19 protein-coding genes are annotated in these 19,085 nt (G+C 68.4%); all 19 read right to left on the bottom strand.

The features are described 5' to 3' along the window. Positions 1 to 40: 40 nt before the first annotated feature. Positions 41 to 490, bottom strand: a complete 450-nt coding sequence (locus ACZ6ZP_RS28275) for a DUF2550 domain-containing protein (protein ID WP_135331165.1) — start codon at positions 488 to 490, stop codon at positions 41 to 43. Between the two features lie 129 nt (positions 491 to 619). Continuing rightward, positions 620 to 994, bottom strand: a complete 375-nt coding sequence (locus tag ACZ6ZP_RS28270) for a F0F1 ATP synthase subunit epsilon (RefSeq protein WP_160507238.1) — start codon at positions 992 to 994, stop codon at positions 620 to 622. A 109-nt stretch (positions 995 to 1,103) separates the two neighbouring features. After that, positions 1,104 to 2,546 carry a F0F1 ATP synthase subunit beta gene (atpD, locus tag ACZ6ZP_RS28265; protein ID WP_249587735.1) on the bottom strand — a complete coding sequence of 481 codons (1,443 nt, stop codon included), beginning with the start codon at positions 2,544 to 2,546 and terminating at the stop codon, positions 1,104 to 1,106. Then, positions 2,546 to 3,463, bottom strand: a complete 918-nt coding sequence (locus tag ACZ6ZP_RS28260) for a F0F1 ATP synthase subunit gamma (protein WP_351163892.1) — start codon at positions 3,461 to 3,463, stop codon at positions 2,546 to 2,548. Before ACZ6ZP_RS28260 ends, atpD begins: the two co-directional genes overlap by 1 nt. A 20-nt stretch (positions 3,464 to 3,483) precedes the next feature. Further along, a complete protein-coding gene (gene atpA / locus ACZ6ZP_RS28255) occupies positions 3,484 to 5,082 on the bottom strand; it encodes a F0F1 ATP synthase subunit alpha (RefSeq protein ID WP_469030418.1) in 1,599 nt (532 codons plus the stop codon). A gap of 127 nt (positions 5,083 to 5,209) precedes the next feature. Beyond that, the gene (locus tag ACZ6ZP_RS28250; RefSeq protein WP_351163888.1) at positions 5,210 to 6,031 is read right to left on the bottom strand and encodes a F0F1 ATP synthase subunit delta; all 822 of its coding nucleotides are present in this window, start codon (positions 6,029 to 6,031) and stop codon (positions 5,210 to 5,212) included. Next, positions 6,028 to 6,576 carry a F0F1 ATP synthase subunit B gene (locus ACZ6ZP_RS28245; RefSeq protein WP_160507233.1) on the bottom strand — a complete coding sequence of 183 codons (549 nt, stop codon included), beginning with the start codon at positions 6,574 to 6,576 and terminating at the stop codon, positions 6,028 to 6,030. The genes ACZ6ZP_RS28250 and ACZ6ZP_RS28245 overlap by 4 nt, the downstream gene beginning before the upstream one ends. A 38-nt stretch (positions 6,577 to 6,614) precedes the next feature. Further along, complete coding sequence (gene atpE / locus ACZ6ZP_RS28240; protein ID WP_055564408.1) at positions 6,615 to 6,854, bottom strand: ATP synthase F0 subunit C; 240 nt, start codon at positions 6,852 to 6,854, stop codon at positions 6,615 to 6,617. An 80-nt stretch (positions 6,855 to 6,934) separates the two neighbouring features. Next, positions 6,935 to 7,705: a F0F1 ATP synthase subunit A gene (gene atpB, locus ACZ6ZP_RS28235; RefSeq protein ID WP_351163884.1), complete on the bottom strand. Its 771-nt coding sequence runs from the start codon at positions 7,703 to 7,705 to the stop codon at positions 6,935 to 6,937. 276 nt (positions 7,706 to 7,981) lie between these two features. Beyond that, positions 7,982 to 8,419, bottom strand: a complete 438-nt coding sequence (locus ACZ6ZP_RS28230; RefSeq protein ID WP_361050005.1) for a hypothetical protein — start codon at positions 8,417 to 8,419, stop codon at positions 7,982 to 7,984. A 259-nt stretch (positions 8,420 to 8,678) separates the two neighbouring features. Continuing rightward, the gene (locus ACZ6ZP_RS28225; protein WP_361464248.1) at positions 8,679 to 10,013 is read right to left on the bottom strand and encodes an MraY family glycosyltransferase; all 1,335 of its coding nucleotides are present in this window, start codon (positions 10,011 to 10,013) and stop codon (positions 8,679 to 8,681) included. Positions 10,014 to 10,143: 130 nt separating this feature from the next. Next, positions 10,144 to 11,415 (bottom strand): serine hydroxymethyltransferase, encoded by a 1,272-nt coding sequence (locus tag ACZ6ZP_RS28220; RefSeq protein WP_399979350.1) that lies wholly within the window; start codon positions 11,413 to 11,415, stop codon positions 10,144 to 10,146. Between the two features lie 109 nt (positions 11,416 to 11,524). Next, positions 11,525 to 12,166, bottom strand: a complete 642-nt coding sequence (locus ACZ6ZP_RS28215) for an arsenate reductase/protein-tyrosine-phosphatase family protein (protein ID WP_344530651.1) — start codon at positions 12,164 to 12,166, stop codon at positions 11,525 to 11,527. Continuing rightward, positions 12,163 to 12,810 (bottom strand): L-threonylcarbamoyladenylate synthase, encoded by a 648-nt coding sequence (locus ACZ6ZP_RS28210; protein ID WP_249587745.1) that lies wholly within the window; start codon positions 12,808 to 12,810, stop codon positions 12,163 to 12,165. Before ACZ6ZP_RS28210 ends, ACZ6ZP_RS28215 begins: the two co-directional genes overlap by 4 nt. Before the next feature lie 47 nt (positions 12,811 to 12,857). Beyond that, entirely contained in the window at positions 12,858 to 13,703 is an 846-nt protein-coding gene (gene prmC / locus ACZ6ZP_RS28205; protein WP_249587746.1) for a peptide chain release factor N(5)-glutamine methyltransferase, read from the bottom strand. 48 nt (positions 13,704 to 13,751) lie between these two features. Continuing rightward, entirely contained in the window at positions 13,752 to 14,828 is a 1,077-nt protein-coding gene (gene prfA / locus ACZ6ZP_RS28200) for a peptide chain release factor 1 (protein ID WP_351163874.1), read from the bottom strand. A gap of 121 nt (positions 14,829 to 14,949) precedes the next feature. After that, positions 14,950 to 15,171 carry a 50S ribosomal protein L31 gene (gene rpmE, locus ACZ6ZP_RS28195; protein ID WP_351163871.1) on the bottom strand — a complete coding sequence of 74 codons (222 nt, stop codon included), beginning with the start codon at positions 15,169 to 15,171 and terminating at the stop codon, positions 14,950 to 14,952. 160 nt (positions 15,172 to 15,331) lie between these two features. Further along, on the bottom strand, positions 15,332 to 16,453 hold the full coding sequence (locus tag ACZ6ZP_RS28190) for an LCP family protein (RefSeq protein WP_351163869.1): 1,122 nt from the start codon (positions 16,451 to 16,453) through the stop codon (positions 15,332 to 15,334). Positions 16,454 to 16,785: 332 nt separating this feature from the next. Further along, a complete protein-coding gene (gene rho, locus ACZ6ZP_RS28185) occupies positions 16,786 to 18,858 on the bottom strand; it encodes a transcription termination factor Rho (protein ID WP_351163867.1) in 2,073 nt (690 codons plus the stop codon). Positions 18,859 to 19,085 lie beyond the last annotated feature (227 nt).

The following is a 19,085-nucleotide window of genomic DNA, read 5'->3' as shown; positions in this document are numbered from 1 at the left end:
GAAGACGAGTACGCCCCTCGTCTTCCCGGCTTCTTGCCGTCTAGGCCACGTTCACCCGCTGGCCGGGAGGCGCCGCCTCGAGCCAGGCCAGGAAACCGGTGAGCGCGTCCTCGCCCATCGCCAGCTCAAGGCGCACGCCGCGGTGCAGACAGCCGAGCACGATCGCGTCGGAGAGCAGCGCGAGCTCTTCCTCGCCGTCCGGCGCACGACGGTCGACGACCTCGATGGCCGAGCGCTCGAGGACCCGGCGCGGCCGGGGAGCGTACGAGAAGACGCGGTACCACTCGATCCGGTCGCCGTTGTAGCGGGCGACGCCGTACCCCCAGCCCTTGCCGGAGGTGTCGCCCTTCTCCGGGGCGTTCCAGCGCAGGCTGCAGTCGAAGGTGCCGCCGGAGCGCTGGATGAGCCGGCGCCGCAGTCCGAAGACGAAGAGCCCCACCAGTACCAGCGCGACCAATACGAGTCCGCACACGAGCAGAGTGAGGATCATCGGCACCGACCTCCTCGCCTCTTCGAAACGGACCAACAGAATTGCACCCGCATTGCCTCAGCCGCGACCCGGTCCGGATTGCTCCGGACCTGGCCGCGGCTGAGTCACGTCAACGCCGTCGCGCCGGTTTCAGCGCGACGAAACCGCCCGCAGTCGGACGTCCGCGCGACGCTCGGCGGAGGCGTCTGCCTCCGACTTCGCGCGCTCGAGCGCCCGCTCCGCACGCTGGACATCGATCTCGTCCGACAGCTCGACGATCTCAGCAAGCAGTGACAGCTTGTTGTCCGCGAAGGAGATGAATCCTCCGTGGACGGCGGCGACGACAGTGTTGCCGTCACTCGTACGAATGGTCACCGGGCCCGACTCCAGCACACCGAGCAGCGGCTGGTGACCGGGCATGACGCCGATGTCGCCGGACGTGGTGCGCGCGACGACCAGGGTGGCCTCGCCGGACCAGACGCTACGGTCCGCGGCGACCAGCTCGACATGCAGCTCAGCAGCCAAGGGTGGCTCCTCGGGTCACCACCCGGCGGCTTCGCCGGGTGTTGGGTCAAATTCTAGTGGGCGTATCGGGAGGGGCGGGACTGGCCCACCCCTCCCGTGAGTCACGGACTCAGGAGACGCCGAGCTCCTTGGCCTTCGCCTTCAGGTCCTCGATGCCACCGCACATGAAGAACGCCTGCTCGGGGAAGTGGTCGTACTCGCCGTCGATGATCGAGTTGAACGCGGCGATCGACTCGTCGAGCGGCACGTCCGAACCGTCCAGGCCGGTGAACTGCTTGGCGGCGTGGGTGTTCTGCGACAGGAAGCGCTCGACGCGACGGGCGCGCTGAACGACCAGCTTGTCCTCTTCGCTGAGCTCGTCGATGCCGAGGATCGCGATGATGTCCTGGAGGTCCTTGTACTTCTGCAGGATTCCCTTGACGCGCATGGCGGCGTCGTAGTGGTCCTGCGCGATGTAGCGGGGGTCCAGGATGCGGGACGTCGAGTCCAGCGGGTCGACCGCCGGGTAGATGCCCTTCTCCGAGATCGGACGCGACAGCACGGTCGTCGCGTCGAGGTGCGCGAAGGTCGTGGCCGGGGCCGGGTCGGTGAGGTCGTCCGCGGGGACGTAGATCGCCTGCATCGAGGTGATCGAGTGACCACGCGTCGAGGTGATGCGCTCCTGGAGGAGGCCCATCTCGTCGGCCAGGTTCGGCTGGTAGCCCACCGCGGAGGGCATACGGCCGAGCAGGGTCGAGACCTCGGAACCGGCCTGCGTGAAGCGGAAGATGTTGTCGATGAAGAACAGCACGTCCTGCTTCTGCACATCGCGGAAGTACTCCGCCATGGTCAGACCGGCAAGGGCGACACGCAGACGCGTGCCCGGCGGCTCGTCCATCTGGCCGAAGACCAGGGCGGTCTTGTCCAGAACGCCCGACTCTTCCATCTCGTCGATGAGGTCGTTGCCCTCACGGGTGCGCTCGCCGACACCGGCGAACACGGAAACGCCCTCGTGCAGCTTGGCCACACGCATGATCATTTCCTGGATGAGGACGGTCTTGCCGACGCCCGCTCCACCGAACAGACCGATCTTTCCACCCTTGACGTACGGGGTGAGAAGGTCGACCACCTTCAGGCCGGTCTCGAACATCTCGGTCTTGGACTCGAGCTGGTCGAAGGCCGGGGCCTTGCGGTGGATGGGCCAACGCTCGGTGACGTCGGCCTCGGCCTCGGGGTGGTTCAGGATCGCACCGAGGGTGTTGAACACCTTGCCCTTGGTGATGTCACCGACGGGGACGGTGATGCCCGAGCCCGTGTCGGTCACCGCGGCCTGGCGGACCAGACCGTCGGTGGGCTGCATGGAGATGGCGCGGACGATGCCGTCGCCGAGGTGCTGGGCGACCTCGAGCGTCAGCGTCTTCTTCTCGCCGTCCTTGGCCGGGTCGGCGACCTCGACGTGCAGGGCGTTGTAGATCTCCGGCATCGCGTCGACGGGGAACTCCACGTCGACGACCGGGCCGATCACCCGGGCGACGCGGCCCGTGGCAACGGCCGTATCAACAGTGGTCGTCATTACTTGTCACTCCCCGCAGAAGCGTCGGCCAGGGCACTGGAGCCACCGACGATCTCGCTGATTTCCTGGGTGATTTCGGCCTGGCGGGCCGCGTTGGCAGAACGGGTGAGAGCGTTGATCAGGTCACCCGCGTTGTCGGTGGCCGACTTCATCGCGCGGCGCGTGGCGGCGTGCTTGGAAGCAGCCGACTGGAGCAGCGCGTTGTAGATACGGCTCTCGACGTAGCGCGGCAGCAGAGCGTCAAGGACGTCCTCCGCCGACGGCTCGAAGTCGTACAGCGGGCGGGCCTCGTCCGTCGTGCCCGCCTCTTCCGCGACCTTCTCGAGGCTCAGCGGGAGCAGCCGGGAACCGGTCGCTTCCTGCGTCATCATCGAGATGAACTCGGTGTAGACGATGTGGAGTTCATCCACGCCGCCCTCGGCCGTGTCCGTCTCGATGGCCTCGATCAGGGGCGCGGCGATCGTCTTGGCGTCCGCGTAGGAAGGGGCATCCGTGAAGCCCGTCCACTGCCCGGAGATCTTCCGCTCACGGAAGTTGTAGTGCGCGATGCCACGGCGGCCGACGATGTACGTGTCGACCTCCTTGCCCGCGTCCTGCAGCTTCTTGGTGAGCTTCTCCGCACCCTTGATGGCGTTGGAGTTGAAGGCGCCGGCCAGGCCGCGGTCGCTCGAGAGGAGCAGAACAGCGGCCCGGGTCGGAGCCTCGGCCTCGGTGGTCAGCGGGTGCTTGTCGTTGGCACCCGTGGCCACAGCGGTGACCGCGCGCGTGAGCTCGGTCGCGTACGGCGTGGAGGCGGTCACCTTGCGCTGTGCCTTGACGACACGCGAGGCGGCGATCATCTCCATCGCCTTGGTGATCTTCTTGGTCGCGGTGACGGATTTGATGCGACGCTTGTAGACCCGGAGCTGGGCTCCCATGAGTCAGGTCCCTTCCGTCGTCACTTGGACGCGTCGACGGCAGCCGGAGCGTCCTCGCCGAGCAGCTTGCCGTCCGAGGTCTCGAACTGCTTCTTGAACTCGGCGACGGCGTCGGCGATGGCCGTGATCGTGTCGTCGGACATCTTGCCGCCCTCCTTGATGGAGGTCATCAGGCCCTGCTCCTTGCGGTGCAGGTAGTCGAGCAGCTCGCGCTCGAAACGCCGGATGTCGTTGACCGGAACCTCGTCCATGCGGCCCGTGGTGCCGGCCCAGATGGAGATGACCTGGTCCTCGGTGGCCATCGGCTGGTACTGAGCCTGCTTGAGCAGCTCGACCATCCGCTGACCGCGCTCGAGGGAGGCCTTCGACGCGGCGTCCAGGTCGGAACCGAAGGCGGCGAACGCCTCCAGCTCGCGGTACTGGGCGAGGTCCACGCGGAGACGGCCGGACACCTGGCGGATCGCCTTGTGCTGGGCGGAGCCACCGACACGGGAGACCGAGATACCGACGTTCAGGGCCGGACGCTGACCGGCGTTGAACAGGTCGGACTCCAGGAAGCACTGACCGTCGGTGATGGAGATGACGTTGGTCGGAATGAACGCCGACACGTCGTTCGCCTTGGTCTCGACGATCGGGAGACCCGTCATCGAGCCCTTGCCCATCTCGTCCGAGAGCTTCGCGCAGCGCTCGAGCAGACGCGAGTGCAGGTAGAAGACGTCACCCGGGTAGGCCTCGCGCCCCGGCGGGCGGCGGAGCAGCAGGGACACGGCGCGGTAGGCGTCGGCCTGCTTCGAGAGGTCGTCGAAGATGATGAGGACGTGCTTGCCCTCGTACATCCACTGCTGGCCGATGGCCGAGCCGGTGTAGGGCGCCAGGTACTTGAAGCCCGCCGGGTCGGACGCCGGGGCGGCGACGATGGTCGTGTACTCGAGCGCGCCGGCCTCTTCGAGGGCACCGCGCACGGAGGCGATGGTGGAACCCTTCTGACCGACGGCGACGTAGATGCAGCGCACCTGCTTGTTCACGTCGCCCGAGCGCCAGTTGTCGCGCTGGTTGATGATCGTGTCGACGGCCAGGGCGGTCTTGCCCGTCTGGCGGTCACCGATGATCAGCTGACGCTGGCCACGGCCGATCGGGGTCATCGCGTCGACGGCCTTGTAGCCGGTCTCCATCGGCTCGTGGACCGACTTGCGGTCCATGACCGTGGGGGCCTGCAGCTCGAGGGCGCGGCGTCCGGACGTCTCGATCTCGCCGAGGCCGTCGATCGGGGCGCCGAGCGGGTCGACGACGCGGCCGAGGTAGCCCTCGCCCACCGCGACGGACAGGACCTCGCCGGTACGGGTGACCGGCTGGCCCTCTTCGATGCCGCTGAACTCGCCGAGTACGACGGCGCCGATCTCGCGCTCCTCAAGGTTGAGGGCGAGACCGAGGGTGCCGTCCTCGAACTTCAGCAGCTCGTTGGCCATGGCCGAGGGCAGGCCCTCGACCTTCGCGATGCCGTCACCGGCAACGGTGACCGAACCGACCTCCTCGCGCGAGGCCGCGTCCGGCTTGTACGCCTGGACAAAGTTCTCCAGTGCGTCCCGGATCTCCTCCGGCCGGATCGTGAGCTCCGCCATCTGGGTTCCCTGCTCTCCTTGTTGGGCCCGAAGTTTCACTTTGGGGGTCTGGGGACTCCCCCCAAGTAAGAGGTGAATCCTCTGCACGGCCCAACTAGGGCCGTCATTCCTACGTTTTGAGTTACTGCTAGCGCGCCATGCGGCGGTGCGCGTCCTCGAGGCGGTCCGCGATGCTGCCGTTGATGATCTCGTCGCCGACCTGCACCGTGATCCCGCCGAGGACCTCGGGGTCCACGTCGAGGTTCAGGTGCATCTGGCGGCCGTAGACCTTCGCGAGGACGGCACCGAGGCGCTGCTTCTGCTGGTCCGTGAGGGGCACAGCCGAGGTGACGACGGCGACCATCCGGTTCCGGCGGTCCGCGGCCAGCTTGGAGAGGGACTCGAGTCCCGTCTCCAGGCTACGTCCACGGGGCGCGGTCACAAGGCGCTCGACCAGCCGCTCCGTCACCGCGTTGGCCCGGCCACCGAGCAGGCTGCGCAGCAGCTCGCTCTTGGCCGTGCCCGTGGCGGCACGGTCGGTCAGCGCGGACCGGAGCCCGGTGTTCGAGGAGACGATCCGGCCGAACCGGAACAGCTCGTCCTCGACGTCGTCCAGCGCGCCGGACTTCTGCGCACCGGTCAGCTCGGCGAGGTTGGTGAGCTCCTCGAGGGCGTCCACCAGGTCACGCGACTGCGACCAGCGCGAGCGGACCAGGCCGGCCACCAGGTCGGCGGTCTCGCCGCCCACCTGCCCGCCGAGCAGCCGCCCGGCGAGCTCTGCCTTGGCCTCACCGGACTGCGACGGGTCGGTGAGGACCCTGCGCAGCGAGACCTCGCGGTTGAACAGCGCGGTGACCGAGGCCAGCTCGTCCGCGAGCTGCTTGGCGTCGACCGACGTGTTGTCGGTCAGCGCGTCAAGACGCTCGCGCGCGTCGGCCAGGGCCTCGCGGCTGGCTCCGTGGGCTGTCATCGAGCCGCCTCGGCCTTCTCCTCGAGCTCGTCGAGGAAACGGTCGATGGTGCGGCTCTGCCGAGCGGAGTCCTCGAGGGACTCACCGACGAGCTTGCCGGCCAGGTCGGTGGCCAGCTGGCCCACGTCCTGACGCAGCGACTGCGCGGCGGCCTTGCGGTCGGCAGCGAGCTGCGTGTGACCTGCGGCGACGATCTCCTCGCGCTGCCGCTGGCCTTCGGCTCGCATCTCGGCGATGAGCTGGGCGCCCTGCTCCTGCGCCTCCTGGCGCAGACGCGCGGCCTCGTGCCGAGCCTCGGCGAGCTGAGCCTTGTACTGCTCGAGCACGCTCTGGGCCTCGGTCTGAGCGGCCTCGGCCTTCTCGATACCGCCTTCGATCGACTCCCGGCGCTCTTCCAGAACCTTGTTGATGTTCGGGAGGAGCTTCTTCCAGAAGAAGAAGAAGACGATGGCGAAGGCGATGGCGCCGACGAGCAGCTCAGGACCCGGCGGGACGAGCGGGTTCTGCTCCTCCTCGGCCGCCAGCTGAACCAGGTTGGCGATCACATCAGTGCCTTTCGTCGAAAAGTGTCAGTAAGCAGTGATTACTTACCGAACACGAACGGCATGACGATGCCGATGAGGGCGAGCGCCTCACAGAAGGCGAAGCCGAGGATCTGGTTGGCGCGGATCAGGCCGGCGGCCTCGGGCTGACGGGCCAGGGCCTGGGTGCCGTTACCGAACACGATGCCGACGCCGATGCCGGGGCCGATCGCGGCGAGGCCGTAGCCGATGGAGCCGAGGGAGCCGGAGACGCCTGCGGCGAGTTCGAGGGTCGCGGACATGCCGTTACTTCCTTCTCTTTCAAGGACCGGTGGGGGTTGGCCACCGGGCGATCTGGGGGGCTACTTGAGCCGGGGGGCACTCAGTGGTGCTCGGCGAGAGCGCCCTGAATGTAGGTGGCGGAGAGGAGCACGAAGACGTACGCCTGGACCGCCTGCACGAAAAGTTCGAAGAGGATCATGACGATGGTCATCACGAACGAGACACCGGCGGCCGGGATCATCCAGCTGTTCAGCAGGTACCAGGAGGCGACGGTGAACATCACCAGCATCAGGTGACCGGCGAACATGTTGGCGAAGAGTCGCACGGCGTGCGTGAAGGGACGCACAAGCAGGTTCGAGAAGAACTCGATGAACGACACGAGCCACTTGATCGGGCCCAGCGAGTTGTCGTAGCCGGTGATGTTCTTCCAGCCGCCGACGAACCCGTGGCGCTTGAAGGTGAGAGGCACCCAGATGAAGTAGACGACCGCCGCGAGCACGATCGGATACGCGATGACCGACGAGACCGGGAACTGGGTCAGCGGGATCACGGACCAGATGTTCATGATCCAGATGAAGAAGAACATCGAGACCATCAGGGGGACGTACTTCTCGCCCTCCTTCTTGCCCATCGTCTCGTAGACGATGCCGCGGCGTACGAAGTCGTAGCCGGCCTCACCGATCATCTGCAGCTTGCCCGGGACGACCTTGGCCTTGCCGAACGCCAGGTAGAAGAAACTGACCACGACGAGGGTCGTCAGCAGGGCGAGCAGCATGACCTTGTTGAACTCGAACCCGCCGACCTCGAAGATCGGCTTGAAGAGGAACGAGTGCAGGCCCGGAGCCGGGAAGCCACAGCCGTTGTCGGACATGATCCGACAGCTCCAGTCAAAGGCGAGCTCAGTTTGGTCAGCACTCACCGCGGGCTCCTTCGGCGTGACGCATAGGTACGGCAACCTCGTTGTCGTGTCGGCGCGGCGCGCAGCCGCGGTTCGGCACCAGACTGGTGTTTCGGATGTGGGCGCGGCGTTCAGGCATCGAGCCTCGCGATCGTGCAGGCGTCAGCTCAGATGCCCGCGCCGGCAGTGCCGCAGTTGGCACCGGACGATAGCAGCATCTCGAACGCGCATTTATCCCGGCCCTACCCTTCACGTCGAGGACCCCGACTTCTCCGGCTTGTCCTTCTGCTCGGAGTCGGGTTCGACGTAAAGGATCTTGGCCTTCATGAACGCGCGGGCCTGCGACGCCATCCACACGACGGTCGCGACCACAAGACCCACGGCAAATGCCTTGGGGTTGAACAACGTGGTGTCCTTGAAGAGAGCCACGAAGACAAGAAGCAGCAGGAGTTGGGCGACGTAGAGCATCAGCCCCATCGCCTGGAACAACTGCGGAAGCGATTTCGCCGTGCGTTGGAGTACGAACATACCGAGCCCCATGAAGGCAATCACCACCAGCGTGCCGACGACCGCTCCGAGCGCTCCCTTGCCGCCCGCGACCACAGCACTGACCGCGGCGGTGATCGCACCGGCGGCAGCTGTAGGTACGGCGGACTGAAGGAGAGTTCGGGTGTCTTGAGACGGCATGGCGGCGCTCCGCTTACTGATGGGGGCAGGGTGTCGTCATGGACGAGCGTAGTCCGGGGTCGAGAGTGTCCCTCGGGCCAATGGACCGTCGCACTACGGTCCTTCGGCTCTATTCCCTGGTTTCGTGAACGGTATCACAAACTATTTGATGAGGTCTTTACCTGCTAGGTGTGCTCGCCGTCACACATGAGAGTTAATCCGCGCGTATGTGCACGCGACGCGGCAACTTGTCTGGTATTGGGCGAGTTTGCCGATGGCGTCAGCTCGACGAACCGGCCTTGCGCCGATCCTCGAAGCGCGAGCGGGTGCCAACGGCCGTCGCCCCGTTGACGCCTGTTCCGACCGGTGGCCGGTCCTCCGCTTGCGCATCCGTCTCGTCCGGCGCACCCGCCTCGTCGGCCGCGGTCGCGGCCGACGAGGCCGCCTTGCGCCGCCGGTAGCGCGGCGGCACGAAGGACTCGGCCCAGCGCGGGATGTGCGGGGTGAACCGCGGCAGCATGAGCAGCACCAGGCCCACCGCGCTCAGGGCGACGATCACGAAGAGGATCCACATGCTGGCCGAGTGGACCGAGTAGGCCACCGTGCCGAAGCCGATCAGCGCTGACCAGAAGTACATGATCAGCACCGCGCGGCTGTGCGAGTGGCCGATCTCCAGGAGGCGGTGGTGGAGGTGGCCGCGGTCGGCGGCGAAGGGCGACTTGCCGTTCCACGTACGCCGGACGATCGCGAGGACCAGGTCGGCGAACGGGATCGCGATGATCGTCAGCGGCATCAGGAGCGGGATGAAGACCGGGAGCATCGCGTGCGTGGCATCGCGGGTGCCGCCGAAGTTCAGGCTCAGGGCGTCGCCGTCGATCTGGCCTGTGGCGGAGATCGCACCCGCCGCGAGGACCAGGCCGATCAGCATCGACCCCGAGTCCCCCATGAAGATCCGAGCGGGATGGATGTTGTGCGGCAGGAAGCCCAGGCACATGCCGATCAGGATCGCGGCGAAGAGCGTCGCGGGGGCGGCGGCCTCGATGCCGTAGCCGTACCAGAGACGGTAGGCGTAGAGGAAGAACGCCGTCGCCGCGATGCACACCATGCCCGCGGCGAGGCCGTCGAGGCCGTCCACGAAGTTCACCGCGTTGATCGTGATGACCACGAGCGCGACCGTCAGGAGCGTGCCCTGGCCCTGGTCCAGGAGGACCATGCCGTAGCCAGGAACCGGGATCCACAGGATCGTCAGGCCCTGCAGGACCATGACGCCCGCGGCGATCATCTGGCCGCCCAGCTTGATCAGGGCGTCGATCTCGAACTTGTCGTCCAGGACGCCGATCAGCCAGATCAGCGCGGCGCCGGAGAGCAGCGCGCGCGGTTCGTTCGACCGCTCGAAGACGTCGTTCAGGTTCGGCAGGTGGTCGGCGACCAGCAGACCGGCGCACAGCCCGAAGAACATCGCGATACCGCCGAGCCGGGGCGTCGGCTCCCGGTGCACGTCGCGGGCGCGGATCTCCGGCATGGCGCCGGCCACGATCGCGAACTTCCGCACCGGGCCGGTCAGCAGGTAAGTCACCGCGGCCGTGATGCAGAGCGTCAGCAGGTATTCACGCACGGGCTTCCCCACAGGTATCGCTGGCCATCTCAGCCCCACACCCTAGCTCTGCGTGCATACGGTTGGGGACTTCCGGGTAGCGACGATGGTTGCACGAGTACGCGCCTTCCTCTGACGCGTCTACCCCGACCTAGTCCGTATACGGCGGAAATCTGCCCACCAGTTCACGCACTTCGTCTCGTACTTTCGAGTCCCTCGCCTCCTTGGATTCCTCACGCACCGCATCGGCGAAGAGGGCCGCGATCCGCACCATCTCCGCGTCCCCCATGCCCTGCGTGGTGACGGCCGCCGTGCCGAGCCGCAGCCCGCGCCCGTCGGCGTGGGGCAGGGCGCACGTGTCGAGGACGAGACCGCGGGCGGCGAGCCTGCCGCGGGCGCTCTGCGCGTCGACGCCCAGGGGCGCGGGGTCCGCCAGGATCAGGTGCGTGTCCGTACCGCCGGTGGTGATCGCGCAGCCGGCGGCGGCCAGGGCCTGGGCCAGGATGCGCGCGTTGGCGACGACCTGGTGGGCGTACGCCGTGAAGGCCGGGGTCTCCGCCTCGCCGAACGCGACGGCCTTGGCCGCGATCGTGTGCATCTGGGCGCCGCCCTGCGTGAAGGGGAACACCGCGCGGTCGATGCGGGACGCCAGCTCGGACCCGCACAGGATCAGGCCGCCGCGGGGGCCGCGGAGCACCTTGTGCGTCGTGGCGCAGACGACGTCGGCGTACGGCACGGGGCTCGGGGCCGCTCCCCCGGCGATCAGGCCGATCGGGTGGGCCGCGTCGGCGATGAGGTAGGCGCCCACGTCGTCGGCGATGTCGCGGAAAGCCGCGTAGTCGATGTGCCGGGGGTAGGCGATGGAGCCGCAGACGATCGCCTTGGGCCGGTGCGAGCGGGCCAGGGCGTGGACCTGGTCGTAGTCGATGAGGCCGCTCTCCGCGTCGACGCCGTAGCCCACGAAGTCGAACCAGCGCCCCGAGAAGTTCGCGGGCGAGCCGTGTGTGAGGTGACCGCCGTACGGCAGGCCCATGGCCAGGACGGTGTCGCCGGGGCGCAGCAGGGCGGCGTACGCGGCCAGGACGGCGGAGGAGCCGGAGTGCGGCTGCACGTTGGCGTGCTCGGCGCCGAAGAGGGCCTTGGCGCGGTCGATGGCGATGCGCTCGGCGACGTCCACCAGCTCGCAGCCGCCGTGGTGGCGGGCTCCGGGGTACCCCTCGGCGTACTTGTTGGCCAGGGGCGAGCCCAGGGCCGCCAGGACCGCCGGTGAGGTGAAGTTCTCGGCGGCGATGAGCTGCAGCGAGGACGCCTGGCGCTCCTGCTCGGCCAGCAGGACCTCCGCCATCTGGGGGTCCGCGCCGCGGAGCGCGGCGAAGTCAGCGGGCGCCGTCGGGGCGGCGGTGGGTGCGGTGCTGACCGGCATCTTGGGCTCCGGGCCTCGCGAGGGGTGAGGGTCCCTCCAATGTAGGCCTGCCACACGGTGCCCGCGCGGTGTCGGGGCGGATCTTTCACCCGCGGCGAAGAGAAAGGTTTCAGGCCTTGGCCCGCACGCCCGTCAGCGCCGTCACCACCGGGTCGAGCGCCTCGTTGATCTCGTCGCCCACCGAGCGGAAGAACGGCAGCGGCGCCCCGTAGGGGTCGTACACCTCGTCCGCCTCCGCGGTGGGCGCCAGGAGCCAGCCACGCAGCGCCGCGGCGGCCCGCACCAGGGCCCTGGCCCGCTCGACGACGCCTCCGTCGACGTCGGGCAGCGTCGCCGGGTCTATGGCCCGCACGAGCCGCGTGAACTCCTTGAGCGTGAACGTGCGCAGGCCCGCCGAGTGGCCCATCGAGATGACCTGCGCCCGGTGGTCCCGGGTCGCCGTCAGGACGAGGTCCGCGCGGATGACGTGGTCGTCCAGGAGCTCGCGCCCCATGAAGCCGGAGGCGTCCGCGCCGAAGTCGGCGAGCACGGTCTCGGCGTTGGTCTCCATGGGGGCGCCTTCGTGCCCCCACGTGCCCGCGCTCTCCACGATCAGGCCGCCGGTGAAGGGATCGCCCAGGCGGTCGGCCAGGGCATGCCGGGTCAGCCGCTCGGTGATCGGCGAGCGGCACACGTTTCCGGTGCTGACGTGGAGGATGCGGAACGAATCGGGATAAGCCGCTATGCCACGCCCCGTCTCAGGGGCTGTCAATTCGCCACCTCGAGGTCGGGTACCACCTTGCGGAGCTCCTCCGCGTCCAGGGCGCCCGCGCGCAGCAGTACGGGCACCTTGCCGGTGACGTCCACGATCGAGGAGGGGACGATGCCCGGCGTCGGGCCGCCGTCCAGGTACACGGAGACGGAGTCGCCGAGCATCTCCTGCGCGGCGTCGCAGTCCTCCGGAGCCGGGTGTCCGGTGAGGTTCGCCGAGGAGACCGCCATGGGGCCGACCTCGGTGAGCAGTTCGATGGCGACGGGGTGCAGCGGCATCCGGATCGCGACGGTCCCACGGGTGTCCCCGAGGTCCCACTGGAGCGAGGGCTGCTGCTTGGCGACCAGGGTCAGCGCACCGGGCCAGAAGGCGTCGACGAGCTCCCAGGCGGACTCGGAGAAGTCCGTGACCAGGCCGTGCAGCGTGTTCGGGGAGCCGATGAGCACAGGCGTCGGCATGTTGCGGCCACGGCCCTTGGCGTCGAGCAGGTCGGCGCACGCCTCCGGCGTGAAGGCGTCCGCACCGATGCCGTAGACGGTGTCGGTGGGCAGGACGACCAGCTCGCCACGGCGGACGGCCGACGCGGCCTCGCGCAGACCGGTCGTACGGTCGGTCGCGTCATTGGTGTCGTATCGCCGTGCCATCTAACGGGCCTCCTCGTACACGTACTGCTGACTTGAAGTGGTGGTGCTCACGGCATCGCCTTGCGGGCTGTCGCGAACCTCGGCCGGTTGTTGAGGTCGGGGTGGTCGGCCGCGTCGGCCCAGCCCCGCTCCTCGGTGAAGATCCACGGCACCTGGCCGCCCTGGGTGTCGGCGTGCTCGATGACGACGACACCGCCGGGCCGCAGGAGGCGGTGTGCGGTGCGCTCGATGCCGCGGATCAGGTCGAGGCCGTCCTCGCCGGAGAACAGCGACAGTTCCGGGTCGTAGTCGCGGGCTTCCGGAGCGACGTACTCCCACTCCGTGAGCGGGATGTACGGCGGGTTCGAGATGAGGAGGTCGACCTGGCCGTCCAGCTCCGGCAACGCGTCACGCGCGTCGCCCTGGGAGAGCTTGACCCTGGACCCCTCGACGTTCTTCCGCGTCCACTTCAGGGCGTCCTCGGAGAGCTCCACGGCGTGCACCCGCGAGCGCGGGACCTCCTGCGCCATGGCCAGGGCGATGGCCCCGGACCCCGTACAGAGATCGACGATGAGCGGCTCGACGACGTCCATCGCGCGCACGGCGTCTATGGCCCAGCCGACGACCGACTCGGTCTCCGGGCGCGGCACGAAGACACCGGGGCCGACCTGCAGTTCGAGGTAGCGGAAGAACGCACGCCCGGTGATGTGCTGGAGCGGCTCGCGGGCCTCACGGCGCGCGATCGTCTCCCAGTACCGGGCGTCGAAGTCCGTGTCCTTGACGGAGTGCAGCTCGCCCCGCTTCACGCCGTGCACGAAGGCGGCGAGCTCCTCCGCGTCGTTGCGCGGCGAGGGCACGCCGGCGTCGGCCAGCCGCTGGGTGGCCTGGGCCACTTCCGCGAGCAGCAGGTTCACGCTGGTCCTCCGGGGCTGAGCTGAGCGATGGGCGGGTGCGGTCGGGGCTCAGGCCGCCGCGAGCTTGGCGGCGGAGTCCGCGTCGACACAGGCCTGGATGACCGCGTCGAGGTCTCCGTCGAGCACCTGGTCCAAGTTGTACGCCTTGAAGCCGACACGGTGGTCCGAGATCCGGTTTTCCGGGAAGTTGTACGTCCGGATCTTCTCGGAGCGGTCGACGGTGCGGACCTGGCTGCGACGGGCGTCCGCCGCCTCCTTCTCCGCTTCCTCCACAGCCGCGGCAAGGAGCCTGGAGCGCAGAATACGCATCGCCTGCTCCTTGTTCTGGAGCTGGCTCTTCTCGTTCTGGCAGGAGGCCACGACGCCGGTCGGCAGGTGCGTGATGCGCACCGCGGAGTCGGTGGTGTTGACCGACTGGCCGCCGGGGCCCGAGGAGCGGTAGACGTCGATGCGCAGGTCGTTGGCGTGGATCTCCACATCGACCTCCTCGGCCTCGGGCGTCACCAGGACACCGGCCGCGGAGGTGTGGATCCGGCCCTGCGACTCGGTCGAGGGCACGCGCTGCACGCGGTGCACGCCGCCCTCGTACTTCATCCGCGCCCAGACGCCCTGGCCCGGCTCGGTCGCGCCGTTGCCGCCCTTGGTCTTCACGGCGACCTGGACGTCCTTGTAGCCGCCCAGCTCGGACTCGGTGGCGTCGATGATCTCGGTCTTCCAGCCGACGCGCTCCGCGTACCGCAGGTACATGCGCAGCAGGTCGCCGGCGAAGAGCGCCGACTCGTCGCCGCCCGCGCCCGCCTTGACCTCGAGGATGACGTCCTTGTCGTCGTTGGGGTCCCGGGGCACCAGGAGAAGCCGCAGCTTCTCGGTGATCTCCTCGCGCTGCTTCTCCATGTCCTTGACCTCGGCGGCGAACTCCGGGTCCTCCGCGGCCAGTTCACGGGCCGTCGTGATGTCCTCGCCGGTCTGCTTCCAGGCGCGGTACGTCGAGACGATCGGGGTCAGCTCGGCGTAGCGCTTGTTGAGCTTGCGCGCGTTGGCCTGGTCGGCGTGGACCGAGGGGTCCGCGAGCTTTGTCTCCAGATCGGCGTGCTCGCCGATCAGTTCCTCGACCGCCTCGAACATCGGGGTCTCCTGAGTTTTCTACGCGAAGGTTCTACGCGACATGGCTGCTGCGATCAGACGGCAAAGCGCCGGTCCCAACCACCCCCTCCCGAGGGCGGCCGAAGACCGGCGCAGTGGCTCGCTACTTGTTGGCGGCTGCAGCCTTGCCGAAGCGGGCCTCGAAGCGGGCCACACGGCCACCGGTGTCGAGGATCTTCTGCTTGCCCGTGTAGAACGGGTGGCACTCGGAGCAGACCTCGGCACGGACGGTGCCGCTGGAGATCGTGCTGCGGGTGGTGAACTCCGCGCCACAGGTGCAGCTGACCTGGGTGTCGAAGTACTCGGGGTGGATGTCGCGCTTCAAGGTGTCTCCTAGTTTCGGGAGGGCGCCGGGTCGCACGCGCGGATTGCTCGTACGTGAACCGGGGCCGACGTACCAGTCTGCCAGGACGGGTCGCATCTGCCCAAACCGGGGTGGGTTCTGTTCTATTCCCCGCGGGCTGTGGCGGGGGCCGGGAACGTCGTTAGTCGCTGGTCACGACGTCGCTCGCCTCACCCTTGTCGCCCGCGGACTTCTCGGTGGCGGACTTGGGGATGGGCTTGTCGGCCTTGAGCGCCGCCCAGACCTGCCGGTCGGCCTTCTCCAGGGGAAGGACGCGGTTGAGGTCGGCGGGGTCGTACTGGACGGGCAGGGTGACCATCTTCATGTCGCCCGCGCCGATGCCCTTGAGGCCGCTCGCGAAGCCCGCGAGGCTCTTGACGTCGTTCAGGTCGGAGTCGGTGGTGATGGCGCTCGTCGCGTCGTTCGCGAGGTCGTAGAGCTTCTTCGGGTTGCTGAAGACGCCGACGTCCTTGACCTGGTTGATCAGGGCCTTGATGAAGGCCTGCTGGAGCTGGATGCGGCCGAGGTCGCTGCCGTCGCCGACGCCGTGCCGGGTGCGGACCAGGCCGAGGGCCTGCTCGCCGGTGAGCTGGTGCGTGCCGGCCTCGAGATTCAGATGGCTGTCTTTGTCGTTGATGGCCTTCTTGGTGGTGATCTCGACGCCACCGAGGGTGTTGATCAGCTTCTTGAAGCCCGAGAAGTCGACCTCTACGTAGTGATCCATCCGGATGCCGGACATTTTCTCCACGGTCTTGACGGCGCAGGCGGGGCCGCCGACCTCGTAGGCCGTGTTGAACATCTGCCGCTGACCGCCGGGGTCGGTCCCGCCGCCGTCCGTCTCGCACTCGGGGCGGGATATCAGCGTGTCCCGGGGTATCGAGACGATGCTGGCCGTCTTGTGGCCCTTGTTCACGTGCACGACCATCGCCGTGTCCGAGCGGGCGCCGCCCTCGTCCTTGCCGTACTTGGCGTTGTCGCCGGAGCGCGAGTCGGAGCCGAGGACGAGGATGTCCTGCGAACCGTTGTCGACGTCCTCGGGGCGGTCCGTGCCGAGCGCCGCGTTGATGTCGACGCCCTTGATGTTGCCGTTGAGCTTGAAGTACACGAAACCGAGGCCCGCACCGCCGAGGACGACCACCGATGCCGCGGTCCACGCGGTGACGACGAGGACCTTGCGGCGCTTGTCGCGCGGCTTGCGACGCCGACCGCCACCGCCTTTGGGGCGCTTCGGTGTCGTATCCGCGGATGCGCTCTCGTCGGCCATGTGCTCCTCAGTCCTCGTCGGGTCGGCTACCCCCTGCTTTCAGGGTCAGGCGCGGTTTGTCGTCACTTGTCAGACGTGGAAACCGAAAGAAGGGTTGCACAGCGCTTTGTGAGCGCCCCGGCGCGCGCTCGTGACACTTCGTGCACTCCTGCCCCGTACTTCCAGCTTCTCACCTGCGGTTTTTTCCGTCGCGGGGCTACTGCGGGTGACCGTAAGAATCTCTTAGGTGTGTGGCCAAGGTCATTCAGCGCCCCTTCCGCGTCCCCGAACGCCGAGGGCCGCCCCCGTCGTGTGACGGGGGCGGCCCTCGGTGTCGTGCTGTGCCGCTGTGACTAGTCGTTGCCGTTGCCCGGCGCCGGGGTCGTCTTCGCGATCTGCATGAGGAACTCGGCGTTCGACTTCGTCTGCTTCATCTTGTCGAGAAGCAGCTCGATGGCCTGCTGCGAGTCGAGCGCGTGCAGCACCCGGCGCAGCTTCCAGACGATCGCGAGCTCCTCCGCGTTCAGGAGGATCTCTTCCTTGCGGGTGGAGGACGCGTCGACGTCCACCGCCGGGAAGATGCGCTTGTCGGAGAGCTTCCGGTCGAGCTTGAGCTCCATGTTGCCGGTGCCCTTGAACTCCTCGAAGATCACCTCGTCCATGCGCGAACCGGTGTCGACGAGCGCGGTGGCCAGGATGGTCAGCGAGCCGCCGTCCTCGATGTTGCGCGCCGCACCGAAGAAGCGCTTCGGCGGGTAGAGCGCGGTCGAGTCGACACCACCGGACAGGATGCGGCCGGAGGCCGGGGCCGCCAGGTTGTACGCACGGCCCAGGCGGGTGATCGAGTCGAGCAGCACGACCACGTCGTGGCCGAGCTCCACGAGACGCTTGGCGCGCTCGATGGCCAGCTCGGCGACCGTGGTGTGGTCCTCGGCGGGACGGTCGAAGGTCGAGGAGATGACCTCGCCCTTCACCGACCGCTGCATGTCGGTGACCTCTTCCGGACGCTCGTCGACCAGGACGACCATCAGGTGGCACTCGGGGCTGTTCGTGGTGATCGCGTTCGCGACCGCCTGCATGATCATGGTCTTGCCGGTCTTCGGCGGAGCCACGATCAGACCGCGCTGGCCCTTACCGATCGGCGACACGAGGTCGATGATGCGGGTGGTGAGCACGCCCGGGTCGGTCTCCAGGCGGAGCCGGTCCTGCGGGTAAAGAGGCGTCAGCTTGTTGAACTCCGGTCGCCCGCGCCCGGATTCGGCCGCCATGCCGTTCGCCGAGTCGAGGCGCACGAGCGCGTTGAACTTCTCGCGGCGCTCGCCGTCCTTGGGCTGGCGGACGGCGCCGGTGACGTGGTCACCCTTGCGCAGACCGTTCTTGCGGACCTGGGCGAGCGACACGTACACGTCGTTCGGACCGGGCAGGTAGCCCGAGGTCCGGATGAACGCGTAGTTGTCGAGGATGTCCAGGATGCCCGCGACGGGGATCAGTACGTCGTCGTCGGCGACCTGCGGCTCGCTGGCGCCACCGAACTCGTCGCGTCCACGACGGCCACGGCGGTCGCGGTAACGGCCGCGGCGGCCGCGACGGCCACCCGCCTCGTCGTCGAAGTCGTCCTGCGGTCCGTTGTCCCGCTGGTCCCGCTGCTGGCGGTCCTGGCGGTCGCCACGGTCCTGACGGTCACCGCGGTCCTGGCGGTCCTGACGGCCGCCGCCCTGCTGGCGGTTGCCGCCCTGCTGCTCGTCGCCCTTGTTGCCACGGCGGTCGCGGTCACGGCCACGGCCCTGACGGTCGCGGCCCTGGCGGTCACGGCGGCCTTCGGCGTTGTTGTCACCGGAGCCGTCGCCCTTGGCCTCGGACGGCGCGTCCGTCTTGGCCTCGGTCTTCGGCTCGCTCTTCGCCTCGGCGGTGACCGTCTCGGGGCTGCCCGCGTCGGCGGTGGCGCGGCGACGGCGGCGCTCGCCCTTGTCGGCACCCGCGGGCTGGCCCGGGATGTCGATCTGCTGCTGGGCGACGGCCTCTTCGGCCTTCGCGCCCGCGGCCTGCTCGGCCTTGTCGGCCTTGCTCGCCTTGGCACCCTTGTCCGTGCCCGCCGCGGTGTCCTCGCCCGTCCGGGCCTTCGAGGTCGCGCGGCGCTTGGGCTTGGTCTCGGCGTCCGTGGCGGACGCGGACGGCGCGGCCTTCGCGGGGGCTCCCCCGGCCTGCGCCTCCTTGATGACCTCGATCAGCTGGCTCTTGCGCATCCGCGCGGTGCCCTTGATACCGAGGCCGGATGCGACCTGCTGCAGTTCCGCCAGCACCATGCCATCGAGGCCGGTGCCGCGGCGCCGCCGGGACCCGGCCGATGCACCGGTGGCAGGCGCCGCAGAGGCGTCCGTGGCGGGCGTGTCGGCAGTCACGCCCATCAGATCGGTGGTGTCGCTCACGAAGGGTCCTTCCCTGGAGCGGACGTCGGCCTGTCTGGCTCGGCGACCGGTTGTGCTGTCCGGAGGTCCTCTGGTGTGTGGACCGTGCCGGGGCGGAGGTCCGCCAACGCGCGGCGGAAGAATTCACTGGTGATGGCGAGTCCCGGTGAGGTGCCACTGATGTGCGGTGTCACTCGGCTCGGTCACGCCGGTTCCGGAGCGTGCTCGGCACCGCTCAGTGCGGGGCA

Source organism: Streptomyces sp. NPDC054047 (assembly GCF_055585065.1).
The sequence above is the reverse complement of the archived record's forward strand: the minus strand, read 5'-3'. Positions and strand labels throughout refer to the sequence as shown.